Raw genomic sequence first — 16,348 nt, 5'->3', positions numbered from 1 at the left:
CGGCGGCGTGCCGCCGAGGAACTTCAATGACGGCCTGAGGCGTCAGCTGTAGCTGCAGGTGCTCTTGTACGACGAGATGGTGGCGTCCGTCGGGTTGGGGCACAGGAACTGGTCGTAGCGGGTGTCGTTGTCGATGAAGCGCTTCAGCCAGGAGATGCTGTACTTCGCGATCGTGGTGTTCGACGACGTCGGCGCGCTGTGCGAGGCGCCCTTCAGCTCCATGTACGCCTTGTCGAGGGTGCTCGGCAGGCTGTTGTAGAACGCCAGGCCGTGCGAGGACGGCGGCGCGACGGTGTCGCTCTGGCCGGCGATGACCAGGGTGGGGGTCTTCACCGCGGTCCAGCTCTTGGTGCCGTGGTACGGCGCCATCGGCACGCTTGCCTTGATCGACGTACGGGTCCGGGTCGCCGACAGTGCGCCACCGCCACCCATCGAGTAACCGCTCACCCCGAGCCGGGTCGCGTCGATGCGGCTCTTCACGGTGCTGGTCCTGGTCAGGTAGTCCAGGGCGGCCAGCAGTTGGGTGCCGCGGGAGTCGGGCTGGTCGTAGACGCTGTTCGTGTCGATGATGAACACGACGAAGCCCTGCGACGCGATGCGCGGGCCGAGCCAGGCGACGGCCGACTGCACGTTCGTGAAGCCGGGAACGATCGCGACAGCGCCGAACGTACCGTCCGCGGTGCTTGTCGGGTAATAGATCGTGCCGCCGCCGAAGCCGCTGACGGCCGACTTCGCGACAGTGACCTTGGCGGTGGCATAGGGGCCGGTGGTGGCCTCGATGCTGGCCTTGGAGGGGGCCGGGCCACGCTCATAGGGGTTGGCCGCCAGAACGGGAGCTGTTGGTGCCGCCACGAACGCCAGGAGCATGGCGAACACGGCGATCAGGGCGTTGCGGACGGCAGCCCTCGATCGCCAGGACGATGTGAACATTTAGCTCTCCCCAGGGTATGGGTGTTGCTGCGAGGGACCCGACGAGGCTTCTGACCTCACTGGATCGATATTGCTCGATGCTGTTAAAAGTTGTTACCACTCGGTAATCCCAATTGGCCCCCTGCCAACAAGGTATGACCGGGCGTGCTGGCCATAACCTGTGTCGCGTGGCGGATCAGGTTGGGAGCGCTCTCGCGGTCATCGCGGTCATCGCCGCCCTGGCTGCCGCCGTGGTGGCGGTCGTTCGCCTCCGCGCGCGCCGCGGCATAGCCACCGCCATGCAACGGGCCACCTACGACGTGCTGCACACAGCCGCGCTCGCCGCCGAACCGCTGCGCGGCGGCCTCACCACGTCGAGCGCCGGAAAAGCGGTCCGGCATCTACGCGCGCTTGTCGGTGCGGTCGGTCTCTCGATCGACGACGGCGACCACTGCATGGCGTACGACGGACGCGGCACCCACCACGGCGAACAGTTCACCGCCGCCGCCCGGCGCGCTCTCGCCACCCACCGCACGGTCGTGCTCGCCGGCGGCGAACTGCCCTGCGACCGGGTCGACTGCGTGGTCCGCGGTGCCGTCGTCGCACCCCTGTCCGGGCCGGACGGCCGGGCCACCGCCGCCCTGGTCGCGGTGGCCGACGCCCAGCCGGCGCCGGGTCTCGTGCAGGCCACCGCGGAGACCGCCCGCTGGGCCGGCTCCCAGATCGCCCTGGCCGAACTCGACACCTCCCGGGAACGGCTGGCCCGCGCCGAGGTGCGAGCCCTGCGCGCCCAGATCAGCCCCCATTTCATCTACAACGCGCTGACCGCGATCGCCTCGTTCGTACGCACCGACCCCGAGCGGGCCCGCGAACTGATCCTCGAGTTCGCCGAATTCACCCGCTACTCGTTCCGGGCCCACGGCGAGTTCACCACCCTCGCCGAAGAGCTGCGCTCGATCGACCGTTATCTGACCATCGAGCGGGCCCGCTTCGGTGACCGGCTCCAGGTGCGCCTGCAGATCGCCCCCGAGGTGCTGCCGGTAAGCCTGCCGTTCCTGTGCCTCCAGCCGCTGGTGGAGAACGCCGTGCGGCATGGTCTGTCGCGTAAGCCGGGCGTCGGTATGGTGAGCATCGAAGCTCGTGATGCGGGCGCCGAATGCCACATAACGGTCGAGGATGACGGCGTCGGAATGGATCCGGCGGTGTTCGCGCCCGGCGACTCGGAAACCGACGACGGGCAGCACGTCGGCCTCACGAACGTCGACGAGCGCCTGCGGTCGGTCTTCGGCGACCGTTTCGGCCTGGTGGTCGAAACCGCACCCGGCGAGGGGACGAAGGTGAGCATGCGGGTTCCCAAATTCCATCCAGGTGTACGAGCATGACGCTCGTCGTGCTCGCCGTCGACGACGAGCCGCCCGCCCTGGACGAACTGGCCTACCTGCTGAACGCGGACGGCCGGGTCGCCCACGTGCACCGAGCCGGCGACGCCACCGAAGCCCTGCGGGTGCTGCGCGACACCGAAGTCGACGCGGTCTTCCTGGACATCCGCATGCCCGGCCTGGACGGCATGGAACTGGCCCGCATCCTGCGCCGCTTCGCCCGCCCACCGGCAATCGTCTTCGTGACGGCCTACGACGACGGTGCCGTCGACGCCTTCGACCTGGGCGTCACCGACTACGTCCGCAAGCCGGTCCGAGCCGAACGCCTGGGCGAGTCCCTGCGCCGGGTCGCCGGCGTGCGTCTCACCCCCGCACCCGCCCCCGCCGCCCCCCAGGACGAGCCCACCATCCCGGTCGAGCTGGCCGGCACCACCCGGATGCTCCCGCGCTCCTCCGTCCGCTGGGTCGAGGCCCAGGGTGACTACGCCCGCCTGCACACCTCCGACGCCTCCCACCTGGTCCGCGTCTCCCTGGCCACCCTCGCCGAACGCTGGGCCGACGCCGGTTTCGTCCGGATCCACCGCTCCTACCTGGTGCAGATCCGACTGATCACCGAGCTCCGCCTGACCAACTCCGGCTACGTCGTGGCCGTCGACGGCGTGGAGCTCCCCGTCAGCCGCCGCCACACCCGCGAGCTCAAGGACAAGCTCATCCGTGCCGCCAAGCACGACTGGACCCGCTGATTCCCACAGATCCACCGTTAATCCACACCGTTGTCCACAGGCTCACAGGGTTCTCCACAGACTTATCCACAGGCTCCGCCCCTGGCCTCGCTGCTCTGCGGCCCGCGGCGGGCTCGCAATAGCTGACAAAGTGGGCAAATCGTGAGCCAGGGTTGCGCTTGAGAGGGGCCAAGGAGGGACGGCGATCGAGGGGCATCTCCACAGTTCGTTCACAAAGTGCGCGCCCGGTCTGCACGGGTGATCAATAGGCTGCCTGTCGCGAGTTCGGCACGGGAGGCACGGGGGCTCTTCGGCCGGGCTTGCGCATACTCGGTTAGATCGCGGGCGGGCTGGAGGTGGCGTCGGTGGAGAAAAGGGTGCTTGTCGTCGAGGACGAGCGGACTATCGCCGACGCGGTGGCGGCTCGACTGCGGGCTGAGGGCTTTCTGGTCGAGGTGGCCGGGGACGGGCCGGGTGCGGTGGCCGCGGCTCGGCGTACGCCACCGGATGCGATCGTGCTGGACGTGATGTTGCCGGGGTTCGACGGGCTCGAGGTGTGCCGTCGGATTCAGGCGGAACGGGCGGTCCCGATCCTCATGCTGACCGCCCGCGACGACGAGACCGATCTGCTGGTGGGGCTTGCGGTGGGGGCGGACGACTACATGGTCAAGCCGTTCTCGATGCGGGAGCTCGCCGCCCGGGTGCACGCGCTGCTGCGCCGGGCGGCCAAGGGGGCGGCCGGGCCGGTCGGGCCGCCGACGTTGCGGTTCGGTGATCTGGAGATCAACCAGGCCGAGCGGCGGGTGCTTCGGGCCGGGGTGGAGGCCCGCCTGACGCCGACGGAGTTCGACCTTCTGGTGCATCTGGCCGCGCATCCGCGCACGGTTCTGCCGAGAGAGCGGTTGCTCGCCGACGTCTGGGGCTGGGCCGACGCGTCGGGTACGCGCACGGTGGACAGCCACATCAAGGGTCTTCGCCGGAAGTTGGGTTCGGACCTCATCCGTACCGTGCACGGGGTGGGCTATGCCCTTGAGGTCGAACGATGAAAAGCCTGCCCAGGCCGCTCGACCCGGTCCGATCCATCAAGATCAAGATTGGGATGATCCTGGTCGGGGCGGGGGCGGCCGGCATGATCTGGTTCTGGCTGTGGCTCGGCTGGTTCCCGCTCTGGACGTCGGTCACCGCGATGATCGTCGCGCTGACCACGCTGCAGTTCCTCGCGCACGGCATGACGTCGCCGCTGCGGGAGATGACGGTGGCGGCCCGGCGGATGGCGCAGGGCGATTACACCAGGCGGATCCGGGCGACCTCGCAGGATGAGGTGGGCCAGCTGGCCCAGACCTTCAACCAGATGGCCGCCGACCTCGCGGCGGCGGACCGGCAGCGGCGCGAGCTGATCGCGAATGTCTCGCATGAGTTGCGTACGCCCATCACCGCGCTCCACGGCCTCCTCGAGAACATCGTCGACGGCGTGGCCGAGGCCGAACCCGCGATGATGCAGACCGCCCTGGCCCAGACCGCACGACTCGGCCGCCTGGTCACCGAGTTGCTCGACCTGTCCCGGGTGGAGGCGGGCGTGGTCCCGCTCGATCGCCGACCGATAAACGTGCCCGACTTCCTCGACGACGTGGTCGCCGAGGCCCGAGTGAACGCGGCCGGCGCCGGCCGGGACGTCCGTTTCGAGATCGCCGCCCCGCACGCGGTGGTGCCCGGCGACCGCGAACGGCTGCACCAGGTCTTCGCCAACCTGCTCGACAACGCGGCCCGGCACAGCCCGGCGGGCGGAACCGTGCTGGTCCGCGCCGAACGCCGCGACGATCACCTGCTCATCGCGGTCGCCGACGAGGGTGACGGCATCCCGGCCGCGGAGCGTGACCGCGTCTTCGAGCGCTTCACTCGCGGTGAACGCCCGGCCGGTGGCGGCACCGGTCTCGGTCTGGCCATCGCCCGCTGGGTGGTCCAGATGCATCAGGGCACGATCGCGGTGGTCGACCCGGACCGAGACCTGCGCGGCTGCCACATCCACGTGAAACTTCCGCTGCACACCGCCTGATCCCACTCGTTTCGCCGGCCCGGTGCCCCCGGGCCATCCGACGCTGCCCTCCGGAGGCCTCGCCATGCCCGAAATCCAGCCACCAGCCGGCAACCAGCCGCCGCGAGGCAACCAGCCACCCCCTGGAAGCCAGCCACCGCACGGGAGCCAGCCCCCGCACAGCAGCCAACCGCCACACAGCAGTAGGCCGCCGCACGGGAGCCAGCCGCCGGGCGCGTGGCCGAGCGATCCGGCGTGGTTCAACGCGCCCGGCCCGGCGGGCGCGGCGACGGCGACGGCGACCAGGTTGCCGCCCGCGCTCAAGAACCCGATCGGGCCACCGACCGAGCACGGGCCCTGGCCGTCCGATCTGCTCTGGGGAAAGCAGTGGCCCGGCCCGGCCCGTAGTGCGCCGGCCGCCACCGTCGTCGCGATCGCGATTGCCGCCGTGGTGGCGGCGATCAGTCTGCCGCTCGACCGGGCCGGTGTCGGGTGGCTGGTGATGGCGGTAGCCGGGACCGTGGCCCTGGTGATCAGCGCGATCCTGCCGGAACCGCCGGCCAGTGGGCCGTCGCCGCTGGTCGTCAGGCCACGGCCGAAGCGGTCGGTCGACGCGTACGGCTGGGCCGGCCTGACGGTGGCGCTGGTCGCGGTCGGCACGTTTCGCTCGGCCGGTTGGCTGTTCGCGTTGTGCCTGTTGATGGCGACGCTGACAGGGGCGCTCGCGTTGACCGGCGGGCGGTCCATGCGCAGCATCGTGGCCGGCTACACGATGCCGCTGATCGCCGTGTTCCGGGCGCTGCCGTGGCTGCGACACGGCACGACGCGACTGCGTGGGCGGATCGGCGGGGGTACGGCGAACGTGCGGGTGCTGGCCACCGTCGTGGTGTCGATCGCGCTGCTCACCGTGTTCGGGGCGTTGTTCGCCTCGGCTGACGCCGCGTTCGCCGGCGCGCTCTCGCACCTCGCCCCGGACGTGGACGTTCCGTCGGCGTTCCGGTGGATCTTCGTATTCGCGCTGGCGGTGGCCCTGTTCGGCGGGGCGGCGTTCTTGCGTACGGCACCGCCCGACCTGACCGGACTCGACGGCACCGAGGGCCGCAAGGTCGCCCGGTTCGAGTGGGCGGTGCCGCTCGGCCTGCTCGTCCTGCTCTTCGCCGGCTTCGTGGCGGTGCAGCTCGCCGTCCTGTTCGGGGGGAACCGGCACGTGCTGGACACCGATGGGCTGACCTTCGCCGAGTACGCCCGGGGCGGCTTCTGGCAGCTCTGCTTCGTCACCGGTCTCACCCTGGTGGTGCTCGCCGGCGCCGCTCGCTGGGCGCCCCGCGAGAAACCAGCCGACCGCCTGCTGTTGCGTGTGCTGATGGGCGCCCTCGCCGGCCTGACGCTGCTCATCGTCGCGTCGGCGCTGCACCGGATGAACGTGTACGCCGACACCTACGGGCTGACCCGCCTGCGGCTGCTGGTCGCCTGCTGCGAGGGCTGGTTCGGCCTGGTCCTGGTGCTGGTGCTGATCGCCGGCATCCGGATCCGAGCGCCGTGGCTGCCCCGGGTGGCGATCGCCGCCGGGGTACTGGCTCTGCTCGGCCTGGCCGGCGCGAACCCGGACCGGGTGATCGCCGAGCACAACATCAAGCAGTCGCGCACGCTCGACGTCGCCTATCTGGGCACGCTGTCACCGGACGCGGCCACCGGGCTCGACGGTCTCGACTCGGCGCGGCGCCGGTGCGTGCTCGCCCACCTCGACATCGCGCTGCTGGAGAGCCCCGACGACTGGCGCGGCTGGAACCTCGGCCGGGTGCGGGCCCGTACGGTCATCGCGGATGCCGGGGACGTGAGCCAGACCTGGCAGTGCCCTTGACTTCTGCGGCCGGGCCGTAAGACTCCCGGACATGGACGGCGATCAGGCTCCGCGGCGTACGCGGGTGGTGCTGGGTGAGGTCGCGGCCCGGCGCCGCCCGACCGACCGCACCCACGCCGACCTCGCGGAGCAGACCCCGGTGGGCGAGGCGCTGGTGAAGGGTCTGGTCCGCGCCCAACTCGCGCTCGCCCTGCGCCTGGCGCTGGTGGTGGTGACCGGGCTGGGCGCGCTGCCGCTGCTGTTCGCGGTCGCGCCCGGGGTCGGGTCGGTGAAGGTGTTCGGGATCTACCTCCCGTGGGTGCTGCTCGGGGTTCTGTCGTTTCCCTTCCTGGTGGGCGTGGGCTGGGCGTACGTGCGGTGGGCGGAACGCAACGAGCAGGACTTCATCGCGCTGATCCGGAAGCCGGAACAGTGAACCCGTACCTCCTGCCGGGTTTGATCGTGGTGGTCCTGGTGACCGTCGGCATCGGCGCGTACGGCCTGCGGTTCGCTCGCACCACCTCGGATTTCCTGGTCGCCTCGCGTTCGGTGAGCCCGGCCTGGAACGCGGCGGCGATCAGCGGTGAATACCTGTCGGCGGCGTCGTTCCTCGGGGTGGCCGGGCTGATCCTGCGGTACGGCGTGGACGTGCTCTGGTACCCGGTCGGGTTCGCGGCGGGCTATTTGGCGCTGCTGCTCTTCGTGGCCGCGCCGCTGCGCCGTTCCGGGGCTTTCACGCTGCCCGACTTCTGCCAGGTGCGCCTTCGGTCGCTGCCGCTGCGCAGGCTGGCCAGCGTGTTCGTGGTGTTCATCGGCTGTCTCTATCTCGTGCCGCAGTTGCAGGGCGCCGGGCTGACCTTCACGACCATCACCGGTGGGTCCTACGCGTGGGGCGCGCTGCTGGTGGGAGCGGTGGTGACGGCGAACGTGGCGCTCGGCGGGATGCGGGCGATCACCTTCGTGCAGGCGTTCCAGTACTGGTTGAAGCTGACCGCGTTGGCCGTACCGGTCATCTTTCTGATCCTGCAATGGCAGTCGGACGGACGACCGCAGGTCACGCCGCCGGCCGGGACGACGTTCCCGGCCGCCACGTCGGTGGTCGTGTCGCAGGACGCGGTGGTCGACGGCCAGGTCGTCCACAAGGGAGACGAGCTGCACTTCCCGGCCGGGGCGGCGGTGCCGCAGGTGAGCACCGTGGATGCGACGTTCGGCGACGGCTGGTTGTTGCCCGGCGGCAACACCACGCTCTTCGCCACCTATTCGCTGATCCTGGCGACCTTTCTCGGCACCATGGGGCTGCCGCATGTGCTCGTGCGGTTCTACACGAACCCGAACGGAGCCTCGGCTCGACGGACCACGCTTGTCGTCCTCGCGCTCGTGGGGCTGTTCTACCTGTTGCCGACGCTCTACGGCGTGCTCGGCCGGGTCTATACGCCTCAGTTGCTGATGACCGGGCACACCGACGCGGTCGTGCTGACCTTGCCGGAGGCCGCGCTCGGGGCGGGCCATCTGGGCCGGCTGCTCGGGGCGCTGGTCACGGCGGGCGCGCTGGCCGCCTTTCTGTCCACCTCGTCGGGGCTGCTCACGAGCGTGGCCGGAGTGGTCTTCACCGATGTGCTGCACGCCGGCCGAACCGGGTCGGTGCGGGACTTCCGGGTGGCGACGTTGCTGGCGGCGAGCGTACCCATAGCTTTGTCGCTTTATGTCTCGAATATGGATGTTTCCCGCGTCGTCGGATTGGCCTTCGCGGTCGCGGCCTCCAGCTTCTGCCCGCTCCTCGTGCTCGGCATCTGGTGGCGCAAGCTCACCGATTTCGGGGCGATCGTCGGCCTCCTGGTCGGCGGCGGGGCCTCGATCGCGGCCGTCCTGCTCACCGTGCTCGGGCCGCCGCTCAGTGGCTGGCCGGCCCAGCTCATCGGGCAACCGGCGGCGTGGACCGTGCCGCTGGCGTTCCTCGCGATGATCATCGGCTCGCTGCTGACCAGCCGTCGCGTGCCGGCCGACGTGGGCGCCCTGATGCTGCGACTGCACGCGCCGGAGTCGCTGCGCATCATTTAAGGATGTTTAAGGTGCGACCCCCATCCCTCGTTCGGAGCGAGCCGTAGTTCTCGTCGACCACCGAGCAGAGGAGCGGGTCGATGAAGCGTTACCGCCGCAGTCGAGTCAACGGGGGAAACCGGAAGCTGCTGATCGGCGGCGTCGCGTTGGCGATCGCCGGTGGCGCGTTCGCGATCAGCACCGGGGTGAGCAGCGCCGGCGAGAACTGTGTCGGCCTCGACCAGGCGCTGCGGCAGAACCTGCAGTTCATCGCGGCACAGCGGGCGACCCCGGACGCCCTGTCGGCGGCCCGCATCGACAACCGGCAGGCGGTCGTCGATCTGATCAACCAGCGGCGCCAGGTGGCCGGCTGCGACGCGGACGTCGCCGGCGAGGTCGCCGGGGCCGCGGCTCCGGCCAAACCCGCGCCCGCCACCCCGGCCAAGCCGCCCACCAAAGCCCCGGTCAAGCCGCCCGCCAAGCCGCCCACGAAGGCCCCGGCCAAGCCGCCGGTGGCCGGTAACGGCAGCGGTGAGGTCGTCTGCAAGGGCTCGACCGTGACGCTCTCCGGTGAGGCCGGCGGCCCGTTCGCGTCCAGCGGCACCTTCCCGATCGGCACCACCCTCAAGGTCACGAACCTGGACAACAACAAGAGCATCACGGTCAGGGTCCAGACCACCTCCGGTAGCTGCGTGCTGCTCAACAACGCGGCCTTCGAGCAGGTTCGCGAGCCGGGCAAGTTCCTCATCCGGCGCGCTGTCATCGAACGAGTGGGTTGATCCCCAGGCCCGGACCATGCCGCTGAACGGGGGTGGTCCGGGTCGGCCGGATACCGATACCGTCGGGCCATGACGGTGCCAAGGCAACGCACGGAGGACCAGGTCGCGGCCATGTCGCTGCGCGGCCTCGTGAAGCATTTCGACACCAGGCTCGCCGTCACCGGGGTCAGCCTCGAAGTCCCCGCCGGGTCCTTCTTCGGCCTCCTCGGCCCCAACGGGGCCGGCAAGACCACGACGTTGTCGATGGCCGTCGGCCTCCTGCGGCCCGATCAGGGGCAGGCTTTCCTGCTGGGGTACGACGTGTGGGCCGACCCACCGGCGGCGAAAGCCCGGCTGGGAGTTCTGCCGGATGGAGTACGCCTTTTCGACCGCCTCACCGGCCCGGAACTGCTCGCCTACCACGGTCTGCTGCGCGGGATGGATGCCACGACCGTCGACCAGCGAGCCCGTGAGCTGCTGGAAGTGCTCGAGCTCGGGGCCGGCAACCGCACCCTGGTGGTCGACTACTCGGCCGGCATGAAGAAGAAGATCGGCCTCGCCTGCGCGCTGCTGCACGCACCGCGTCTGCTGGTGCTCGACGAGCCGTTCGAGGCCGTCGACCCGGTGTCGGCGGCGCTGATCCGCGACATCCTCCAGCGGTACGTCGCCGGCGGCGGCACGGTCGTCTTCTCCAGCCACGTGATGGAGGTCGTCGAGCGCCTCTGCGACCACGTCGCGATCATGTCGGACGGTGTGCTCCGCATGCACGGCCCGCTCGACCAGGTGCGCGGCGACCGCTCGCTGGAAGATGTCTTCGTGCAGGTGGTCGGCGGCCGGGTGGCCACCGGCTCCGAGCTGGCCTGGCTATGACGGTCTGGCCGTTCGTACGCCTCAAGCTGCGTCTCACCGCCAACGGACTACGCGGCCGACCCGCGCGAATAGTTCTTTTTGTCATGGGCGCACTGGTGGCCGGTTTCTTCGCCATCGCGGGTTACTCGTCATTCGCGGTGCCCGGCGTGCTGAACAGTTCGTTCGGTGCCGAGCTCACCCTGCCCCTGGGCGGTGCCGCCCTCGTGCTGGGCTGGCTGTTCCTCCCACTGATCTTCTTCGGCGTCGACGAGTCCCTCGATCCGGCCCGCTTCGCCCTGCTGCCGCTCACCCGCCGCACCCTGATCGCCGGCGTGTTCACCGCCGCCATGGTCGGGCTGCCCGCCCTGGCCACACTCGCGGCCACGGCCGGGATGGTCGACACCGCGGCCCGGCTCGGCGGCCCCGCCGCGGCCCTCGCCCAGGTCGTCGGCGTGCTCCTGGGCCTGTTCCTGTGCGTGGCCGTCAGCCGGGCGGTGACCAGTGCGTTCGCCACCGCCCTGCGTTCACGCCGCTCCCGCGACCTGGCCGCGATCATGCTGGCCCTGCTGGCCGCCGCCATCGGGCCCCTGCAACTGATCGCCCTGGCCGGCGCCCAGCGAGCCGACTGGGACACGGTCGCTTCGGTCGCCCGAGTGGTGGCCTGGACACCGCTCGGCGCCCCGTACTCGATCGGTCTCGATGTCGCCGCCGGTCACACCTGGCAGATCCCGCTGAAGTTGCTGATCGCCGTGGCGGCGATCACCGCCCTGCTGTGGTGGTGGAGCAGGACGATCGAGAGCGCGATGGTCGGCACCGCCTCCGCCGCCCGCCGGAAAACCGCGCCGACCACTCGCAACCCGGTCGAGCTGCTGCTGTTCCGGCGTGTCCCCCGCACCCGTTTCGGCGCCCTGATGTCCCGCGAACTGCGCTACTGGTGGCGCGACCCGAAACGCCGGGCCAACCTGATCACCTTCTCGATGGTCTCGCTGTTCCTTCCGGTCTCGGCCACGGTGAGCGCGGGCTCGCCGGCAAGCATGTCCCTGCTCGTCGGCACCCTGGCCGCCCTGGCCCTGGCCAACCAGTTCGGCTTCGACGGCTCGGCCTACGCCGCCAACATCACCAGCGGCGTCCCCGGTCGGACGGAACTCACCTCCCGAACGGCCGCCCACGCCGTCTACACCCTCCCGGTGTTGCTGGTCGGCGCGGTCCTGGTGGGCGTCCTGTCCGCCGATCCGGCCCGAATCCCGAGCACGCTGGGCCTGCTGCTCGCCGCGTACGGCGTGGGTCTCGGCCTGGTTCTCCCGCTCTCGGTCCGAGCCGCCTACGCGTTGCCCGAGTCCCCGAACCCGTTCGCGATGTCCTCCGGCGGCGGCGCCACCAAGGGCCTGCTGGCCTTGGCCGTGCTGCTCGCGGCCGTGCTGGTGAGCCTGCCGGTGCAGCTGATCGCCCTGTTCATCGGCCCGATCTGGCTGTGGATAGGTCTGCCGGTCGGGGTCGCCTACGGCATCGCGGGCTTCCTGATCGGTTCCGGCGTGGCCGCCGACCAACTCGACCGCCGCATGCCCGAACTCCTGGCCACCATCACCCCGAACCGGTGACCACTAGCGCTTCTTTCGCAGGCCGTCCCGCTTCACGAAGATGACTCGGCGTTGCAGTGCGTCGCCGTTCGGGCCCAGCACGTAACCGTCTATCCACAGCCAACCGTCGTAGGTGATGCGGGGATCGACCCGGATCACCCGGAAGGTCAGTGCCCGGTCGCCCTGGAACTGGACGCTGGCGGCACCTCCGACGCAGAGCACGTCGCCGGGTTGGGGCAACGCCTCAGTCATCCGCTGTCTCCCCATATCACCCAGTACGTACCTGGCCAAGGATGGGATTACGTTACACATAGGTAAGTATTTTTCTGTATCTGAAAGGTGACCCTGTGACGAGCGACGTACCGGGCGGCCGCATTCATCTGACCGACCCCTTCGCCACTCCGGACGAGGAGAAATCGGCCGTTCGCCGGCTCCGGGGCCGGCTCGCCGCACCGGTCACGCTCTGGACCGCGCCGGGGCCGGCCGGACTCACCGTGTCGTCGATGCTGGTCGCTGACGGTGAGCCGGGACGGGTCCTGGGGCTCATCGATGCGGAGAGCGAACTCTGGGACGCGGTGGAGAAGTCCGAATTGTTCACCGTGGCCCCGCTCAGCCCGGCCGATCGTCAGCGAGCCGACCGGTTCGCCGGGTTGATGCCGGCTCCCGGCGGGCTCTTCGCCGGCGACGACTGGCAGCAGACCGAGTACGGACCGGTACGGCCGGGGCTGTGGGCCGGCTGCCGACTGGTCGAAGCCCGGCCCTGTGGCTGGGCCCTTCTGATCGAGGGGGTCATCGAGACGATCACCCCCGTCGATCCGAAGCCGCCACTGCTTCACTACCGCGGTCGATATCGCGAGCTCGCCGGCTGACCGCCCACTCGGCGCACTCAGACCACCACTCGGCGCAGGGTCCGACCGGGCGTCGCCGCAACCCCGCAGGTCTTCGTACGTTCCCGGAAAAGTCCGCCCCCACGAAGGTGGTGATCCCCGGTGACGACAGAAGTACCCGCCTCGTCCTCCACCGAGAGATACCGGGCCGTTCAGCAGTCCGAGGATTTCCAGCGTCTGCGCTCCAAGCTGCGCAGCTTCATCTTCCCGATGACGGCCGCGTTCTTCCTCTGGTACCTGCTGTACGTCCTGCTCTCCGCATATGCCCGCGGTTTCATGGGCGCCAAGATCGTCGGCAACATCAACGTGGCCCTCGTCTTCGGCCTGTTGCAGTTCCTGTCGACATTCCTGATCGCCTGGTACTACTCGCGCTACGCGAGCCGGCAACTCGACCCGATCGCTGACGAGATCAACGCCAAGATGAACCGTGAGAAGGCCGAAGCCGCCGGGAGCGCTGAGTGATGCAAAGTCATTTCTTCGCCGCCGAGGCCACCACGTCGGGCTCCCGCGGGCTCACCATCACGCTGTTCCTGATCTTCGTGGCGATCACGCTGGCCATCACGATCTGGGCCAGCCGGCAGACCAAGACCGCCACCGACTTCTACGCCGGCGGCCGGCAGTTCTCCGGTTTCCAGAACGGCATGGCGATCGGCGGCGACTACATGTCGGCCGCGTCCTTCCTCGGCATCGCCGGCCTGATCGCGCTGTACGGCTACGACGGCTTCCTCTACTCGATCGGCTTCCTGGTCGCCTGGCTGGTGGCGCTGCTGCTGGTGGCCGAGTTCCTGCGTAACTCGGGCCGCTACACGATGGCCGACGTGCTGGCGTTCCGGATGCGGCAGCGACCGGTCCGGACCGCGGCGAGCGTCTCCACCATCGTGGTGTCGATCTTCTACTTGATCGCCCAGATGGTCGGCGCCGGTGCGCTGGTCTCGCTGCTGCTCGGGATCAAGCCCGGCCAGACGTTCCTGGGCATGGACGCGGACACCGCCAAGGTCGCCACGATCATCCTGGTCGGCGCCCTGATGATCGTCTACGTGGTGGTCGGCGGCATGAAGGGCACCACGTACGTCCAGATCGTCAAGGCGTTCATGCTGATGATCGGCGCGTTCCTGATGGTCATCCTGGTGCTGGCGCACTACAAGTTCAACCTGTCGGCCCTGCTGGGGGACGCCGCCAAGCAGTCCGGCAAGGGTTCCGCCTTCCTCGAACCCGGTCTCCGGTACGGCGTGGAGACGGCCGGTGACGCGGCGAAGACCTTCTACAGCAAGATGGACCTGCTCTCGCTGGGCATCGCACTGGTGCTCGGTACGGCCGGTCTGCCGCACATCCTGACCCGCTTCTACACGGTGCCGACCAGCCGGATCGCGCGTAAGAGCGTGCTCTGGGCGATCGGCATCATCGGGGTGTTCTACCTGTTCACGCTGGCCCTCGGCTTCGGCGCGGCGGCCCTGGTGGGCGGCAAGAACATCACCGCGCAGGACAAGGCGGGCAACACCGCCGCCCCGCAGCTCGCGCAGGCACTCGGCATCGATTACCTGGGCGGCAACACCGGCGGATCGATCCTGCTGGCGGTCATCGCGGCGGTCGCGTTCGCCACCATCCTCGCGGTGGTGGCCGGCCTGACGCTGGCATCGTCGTCGAGCGTGGCGCACGACTTCTACGCCAACGTGATCAAGAAGGGTGCCGCCTCCGAGCGCGACGAGGTGCGGGTCGCCCGGATCTCCGCCTTCGGCATCGGCGCGATCGCGATCGCGCTGTCGATCTTCGCGCAGAGCCTGAACGTGGCGTTCCTGGTGGCGCTGGCGTTCGCGGTGGCGGCGTCGGGCAACCTGCCGGCGATCATCTACAGCCTGTTCTGGCGGCGGTTCAACACCTCCGGGGCGCTGTGGTCGATCTACGGCGGTCTGCTCAGCGCGGTGTTCCTGGTCTTCTTCTCGCCGGTCGTCTCCGGCTCGGCGACGGCCATGTTCCCGCACAACGACTGGCACTGGTTCCCGCTGTCGAACCCGGGCATCATCTCGATCCCGATCGGCTTCCTGTGCGGCTGGATCGGCACGATGCTCTCGAAGGAGGACGACTCCGACAAGTACGCCGAGCTGGAGGTCCGGGCCCTGACCGGACACGGCGCCCACTAGGACGTTTACGCAGCGGAAGGGGGGAGTCACCCAATGACTCCCCCCTTTGTGCCGTCCGGGTGTCGATCAACGGGCGAAGGGGCGCGGGGTACGTAACCTTTAGAGCATGTCGCAGACCACCGGTAGAGCCGCCGTTCCGCCTCAGGGACCGAGGGAGTACCCCGGTGGTCCGTCACCGGTGCCGCCACGGGGTAACCCGTACAGCGGAAAGAAGAAGATCCGGCCCCGCTGGGGCCGCATCGCGCTCCTCGCCGGCCTCGCCGTCCTGGTCATCGCGGTGATCGTCGGGATTTCGCTGTACGGCTACGCGAGCAACCTCGACCAGGACCTCAAGCGCACCGACGCGTTCTCCGGCATCACCGGTGACCGCCCGGCCAAGTCCGTCGCGGGCGCGCAGAACATCCTGCTGGTGGGCAGCGACTCGCGCGACCCGGATGCCAAGGAGGACCAGGCCAACGCCTGGCGCGCCGACACCCTGATGCTCATGCACGTGCCGGCCGACCACAAGTCCGCCCAGCTCATCTCGATCCCCCGGGACCTGTGGGTGGTCGTGCCCAAGAGCAACAGCGCGGGGTGCAGCGACGGCAGCCGAGCGAAGATCAACGCCTCGTTCGCGTTCGGTGGCCTGCCGCGTGCCGTGCACACCGTCGAGTGCCTCACCGACGTGAAGATCGACCACGTCATGGCGATCGACTTCGGCGGCTTCAAGGAGGTCACCGACGCGCTCGGCGGCGTCGACCTGAAGGTCGACAAGACCATCACGTCGATCCACAAGCCGCACCGGGTCTTCAAGAAGGGCATGATGCACATGGACGGCGCCCAGGCGCTCGACTGGGTGCGTCAGCGCTACCAGTTCCCCCGCGGTGACTTCGACCGTCAACGCCACCAGCAGGAGTTCCTCAAGGCCCTGATGGAGAAGGCGACGACCAGCGGCACGATCACCAACCCGGGCAAGCTCAACAGCTTCCTCAAGGCGGTCACCGCCGCCGTCACGGTCGACCACGACTTCTCGCTCACCGACGCGGCCGTCGACTTCCGCAACATCCGGGGCGAGAACCTCACCTTCCTCACCAGCCCCAACAAGGGCAGCGACACCATCTCCGGCCAGTCGGTGGTGGTCTCCGACCGGGAGAAGGCACTCGCCCTCTACAAGGCGGTGTCCGGCGACAAAATGAATGACTGGATGGCGGCGAACGTCAAGAAGTGAGCGACCACGTAGG

16 protein-coding genes are annotated in these 16,348 nt (G+C 69.4%); 14 read left to right on the top strand and 2 right to left on the bottom strand.

The window, feature by feature from the left end:
* Positions 1 to 42 precede the first annotated feature (42 nt).
* The gene (locus Afe05nite_RS18740) at positions 43 to 930 is read right to left on the bottom strand and encodes an alpha/beta hydrolase family protein (RefSeq protein WP_203818423.1); all 888 of its coding nucleotides are present in this window, start codon (positions 928 to 930) and stop codon (positions 43 to 45) included.
* 167 nt (positions 931 to 1,097) lie between these two features.
* Here Afe05nite_RS18740 and Afe05nite_RS18735 point away from each other — a divergent pair, with 167 nt between their 5' ends.
* From Afe05nite_RS18735 to Afe05nite_RS18690, 10 genes are all read left to right on the top strand, one after another.
* Complete coding sequence (locus Afe05nite_RS18735; protein ID WP_203818422.1) at positions 1,098 to 2,291, top strand: sensor histidine kinase; 1,194 nt, start codon at positions 1,098 to 1,100, stop codon at positions 2,289 to 2,291.
* Positions 2,288 to 3,031 carry a LytR/AlgR family response regulator transcription factor gene (locus Afe05nite_RS18730; RefSeq protein ID WP_203818421.1) on the top strand — a complete coding sequence of 248 codons (744 nt, stop codon included), beginning with the start codon at positions 2,288 to 2,290 and terminating at the stop codon, positions 3,029 to 3,031. The genes Afe05nite_RS18735 and Afe05nite_RS18730 overlap by 4 nt, the downstream gene beginning before the upstream one ends.
* A 344-nt stretch (positions 3,032 to 3,375) precedes the next feature.
* Positions 3,376 to 4,056, top strand: a complete 681-nt coding sequence (locus Afe05nite_RS18725) for a response regulator transcription factor (protein WP_275407486.1) — start codon at positions 3,376 to 3,378, stop codon at positions 4,054 to 4,056.
* On the top strand, positions 4,053 to 5,063 hold the full coding sequence (locus Afe05nite_RS18720; RefSeq protein ID WP_203818420.1) for a HAMP domain-containing sensor histidine kinase: 1,011 nt from the start codon (positions 4,053 to 4,055) through the stop codon (positions 5,061 to 5,063). Before Afe05nite_RS18725 ends, Afe05nite_RS18720 begins: the two co-directional genes overlap by 4 nt.
* A gap of 286 nt (positions 5,064 to 5,349) precedes the next feature.
* Positions 5,350 to 6,903 carry a DUF4153 domain-containing protein gene (locus tag Afe05nite_RS18715; RefSeq protein WP_239117955.1) on the top strand — a complete coding sequence of 518 codons (1,554 nt, stop codon included), beginning with the start codon at positions 5,350 to 5,352 and terminating at the stop codon, positions 6,901 to 6,903.
* Between the two features lie 31 nt (positions 6,904 to 6,934).
* Entirely contained in the window at positions 6,935 to 7,318 is a 384-nt protein-coding gene (locus tag Afe05nite_RS18710; RefSeq protein ID WP_203818418.1) for a DUF485 domain-containing protein, read from the top strand.
* Complete coding sequence (locus Afe05nite_RS18705; RefSeq protein ID WP_203818417.1) at positions 7,315 to 8,940, top strand: sodium/solute symporter; 1,626 nt, start codon at positions 7,315 to 7,317, stop codon at positions 8,938 to 8,940. Before Afe05nite_RS18710 ends, Afe05nite_RS18705 begins: the two co-directional genes overlap by 4 nt.
* Before the next feature lie 80 nt (positions 8,941 to 9,020).
* On the top strand, positions 9,021 to 9,698 hold the full coding sequence (locus tag Afe05nite_RS18700) for an SCO2207 family protein (RefSeq protein WP_203818416.1): 678 nt from the start codon (positions 9,021 to 9,023) through the stop codon (positions 9,696 to 9,698).
* A gap of 69 nt (positions 9,699 to 9,767) precedes the next feature.
* Positions 9,768 to 10,547: an ABC transporter ATP-binding protein gene (locus tag Afe05nite_RS18695; protein WP_203818415.1), complete on the top strand. Its 780-nt coding sequence runs from the start codon at positions 9,768 to 9,770 to the stop codon at positions 10,545 to 10,547.
* Complete coding sequence (locus Afe05nite_RS18690; RefSeq protein ID WP_203818414.1) at positions 10,544 to 12,124, top strand: ABC transporter permease; 1,581 nt, start codon at positions 10,544 to 10,546, stop codon at positions 12,122 to 12,124. Before Afe05nite_RS18695 ends, Afe05nite_RS18690 begins: the two co-directional genes overlap by 4 nt.
* 3 nt (positions 12,125 to 12,127) lie before the next feature.
* Here the strand turns inward: Afe05nite_RS18690 and Afe05nite_RS18685 are convergent, their stop codons facing one another.
* Positions 12,128 to 12,355, bottom strand: coding sequence for a hypothetical protein (locus tag Afe05nite_RS18685; protein WP_203818413.1), 228 nt, complete (start codon positions 12,353 to 12,355; stop codon positions 12,128 to 12,130).
* Positions 12,356 to 12,450: 95 nt separating this feature from the next.
* On the opposite strand from Afe05nite_RS18685, the gene Afe05nite_RS18680 reads away from it, so the two are divergent.
* From Afe05nite_RS18680 to Afe05nite_RS18665, 4 genes are all read left to right on the top strand, one after another.
* Positions 12,451 to 12,972, top strand: coding sequence for a flavin reductase family protein (locus tag Afe05nite_RS18680; RefSeq protein ID WP_203818412.1), 522 nt, complete (start codon positions 12,451 to 12,453; stop codon positions 12,970 to 12,972).
* A gap of 120 nt (positions 12,973 to 13,092) precedes the next feature.
* Entirely contained in the window at positions 13,093 to 13,452 is a 360-nt protein-coding gene (locus Afe05nite_RS18675; RefSeq protein ID WP_203818411.1) for a DUF485 domain-containing protein, read from the top strand.
* A complete protein-coding gene (locus tag Afe05nite_RS18670) occupies positions 13,452 to 15,128 on the top strand; it encodes a monocarboxylic acid transporter (protein ID WP_203818410.1) in 1,677 nt (558 codons plus the stop codon). The genes Afe05nite_RS18675 and Afe05nite_RS18670 overlap by 1 nt, the downstream gene beginning before the upstream one ends.
* A 106-nt stretch (positions 15,129 to 15,234) precedes the next feature.
* Positions 15,235 to 16,335, top strand: coding sequence for an LCP family glycopolymer transferase (locus tag Afe05nite_RS18665; protein WP_203818409.1), 1,101 nt, complete (start codon positions 15,235 to 15,237; stop codon positions 16,333 to 16,335).
* The last annotated feature ends 13 nt before the right edge of the window (positions 16,336 to 16,348 follow it).

Origin of the sequence: Paractinoplanes ferrugineus (genome assembly GCF_016862195.1) — a bacterium.
GTDB classification, from domain to species: domain Bacteria; phylum Actinomycetota; class Actinomycetes; order Mycobacteriales; family Micromonosporaceae; genus Actinoplanes; species Actinoplanes ferrugineus.
This window is presented reverse-complemented; position numbering and strand designations above follow the sequence as displayed.

Excerpts from the sequence above, each read along its gene's own strand:
- Afe05nite_RS18740 (WP_203818423.1), bottom strand. The coding sequence starts at position 930 with ATGTTCACATCGTCCTGGCGATCGAGGGCTGCCGTCCGCAACGCCCTG.
- Afe05nite_RS18730 (WP_203818421.1), top strand. The coding sequence starts at position 2,288 with ATGACGCTCGTCGTGCTCGCCGTCGACGACGAGCCGCCCGCCCTGGAC.
- Afe05nite_RS18720 (WP_203818420.1), top strand. The coding sequence starts at position 4,053 with ATGAAAAGCCTGCCCAGGCCGCTCGACCCGGTCCGATCCATCAAGATC.
- Afe05nite_RS18710 (WP_203818418.1), top strand. The coding sequence starts at position 6,935 with ATGGACGGCGATCAGGCTCCGCGGCGTACGCGGGTGGTGCTGGGTGAG.
- Afe05nite_RS18700 (WP_203818416.1), top strand. The coding sequence starts at position 9,021 with ATGAAGCGTTACCGCCGCAGTCGAGTCAACGGGGGAAACCGGAAGCTG.
- Afe05nite_RS18695 (WP_203818415.1), top strand. The coding sequence starts at position 9,768 with ATGACGGTGCCAAGGCAACGCACGGAGGACCAGGTCGCGGCCATGTCG.
- Afe05nite_RS18690 (WP_203818414.1), top strand. The coding sequence starts at position 10,544 with ATGACGGTCTGGCCGTTCGTACGCCTCAAGCTGCGTCTCACCGCCAAC.
- Afe05nite_RS18685 (WP_203818413.1), bottom strand. The coding sequence starts at position 12,355 with ATGACTGAGGCGTTGCCCCAACCCGGCGACGTGCTCTGCGTCGGAGGT.
- Afe05nite_RS18670 (WP_203818410.1), top strand. The coding sequence starts at position 13,452 with ATGCAAAGTCATTTCTTCGCCGCCGAGGCCACCACGTCGGGCTCCCGC.
- Afe05nite_RS18665 (WP_203818409.1), top strand. The coding sequence starts at position 15,235 with ATGTCGCAGACCACCGGTAGAGCCGCCGTTCCGCCTCAGGGACCGAGG.